This is a genomic window from Paracoccus sp. (in: a-proteobacteria), from assembly GCF_030538695.1.
Lineage (GTDB): Bacteria > Pseudomonadota > Alphaproteobacteria > Rhodobacterales > Rhodobacteraceae > Paracoccus.
In genome coordinates this window covers 1-1,501 of record NZ_JAUNTN010000062.1, presented here as the reverse complement: position 1 = coordinate 1,501, position 1,501 = coordinate 1, and the positions used below count along the sequence as shown (strand labels likewise).

The following is a 1,501-nucleotide window of genomic DNA, read 5'->3' as shown; positions in this document are numbered from 1 at the left end:
TGATCAAGCTGCGCCCGGATGAAAGCTTCTCTCTGGAAACGGCGATGCGCGATGCCATTGCCTGCGATCCCGTTCGGATGAGCCTTGCCCATCCTGACCGTTATGGTCCCGGCTGGTCCACGCTGAACCCCGATCAGCAATGGGAGATCATCCAGCACCTGCGCGACGAGCAGGACGGCGAAAAGCTGGTCGATTGGCTGATGGATCACACCGGCTTCGACCGGGACCGCGCGCGCGCCATCGCTGACGCCCCCTTGCCTGAAGGCTTCGGGCGTCTGGGCGAGACCGCCACCCGCCGCATCCTTGCCGCGCTGATCGGCGGCACGGCGGATCAAGAGGTCGCCACCTATAACGAGGCGGTGGAGTTTTGCGGCTGGAACCATTCACATCTGGCCACCGGCGAGGTTCTGGACCGCCTGCCTTATTACGGGCAGATCCTTGACCGTCACGTCCTGCCCGGCACGGGCGAAGAAACCGACGACGATGTGACTCGTTTCGGCCGCATCACCAACCCGACGGTGCATATCGGTCTGGGCCAGATCCGGCGGCTGGTGAACCGGATAATCGACACCTATGGCCGCCCTTATGAGATCGTGCTGGAGCTGGCCCGCGATCTGAAGATGAGTGAGGACCAAAAGCGTGAGCAGGCACAGAAAAATGCAAAGAACCAGCGGGCAGCGGAATCGCGCAGCCAAAAGCTGATCGAGGAATTAAAGGTCGAGGATAGCGGCCGCAATCGCGCCATTTTGCGGGTCTGGGAAGAATCCTCAACCGATGTGCTGAAACGCTGCTGCCCCTATACCGGCGCGACGATTTCTCCGGCGATGCTGTTCGACGGAAGTTGCGATATCGACCATATCCTGCCCTATTCACGCACATTGGATGATAGTTTCAACAATCGCACCATCTGCCTCAAATCCGCAAACCGCGAAAAACGCAACAAAACCCCGTGGGAAGCGTGGGGCGGCACATCGAAATGGCCGGCCATCGAAGCCAATCTGAAAAACCTGCCCGACGGCAAACGCTGGCGCTTTCAGCCGGATGCCATGGAAAAATTCGAAGGCCAGCGCGATTTCACCGCCCGCGCCCTGGTCGATACGCAATATCTGTCGCGGGTGACGCGGGAATATCTGGAAGGCCTTTATGCCGACGCCCTGCATGAAGGCCGCCGCCCGATCTGGGTTGTCGCGGGCAAGCTGACCGAATTGCTGCGCCGCCATTGGGGGTTGAACAGCCTTTTGCCCGATGCCCATCGCGGCACGTCAAAGGCCAAGAACCGTCAGGACCATCGCCATCACATGATAGACGCCGCCGTGATCGGCGCGACCGATCAGGGCATGGTCAAACGTATCGCCGATATTGCCAAGGCCAATGTCGAGAACGGGCTAGAGGAACTGGCAGGTTCCATCCCGCCACCATGGGAAGATTTCCGCGCCGCGCTCAAGACGCAGCTTGATCGCACCGTGGTCAGCCACCGGGCCGATCATGGCCGTATCGACCC

General features: G+C 60.5%; 1 protein-coding gene. It reads left to right on the top strand.

The annotated features are described in order from the left end of the window. Positions 1 to 44 precede the first annotated feature (44 nt). Positions 45 to 1,501: type II CRISPR RNA-guided endonuclease Cas9 (gene cas9, locus Q4G24_RS16590; RefSeq protein ID WP_303367641.1), on the top strand; the 1,457-nt coding region annotated here is incomplete at its 3' end.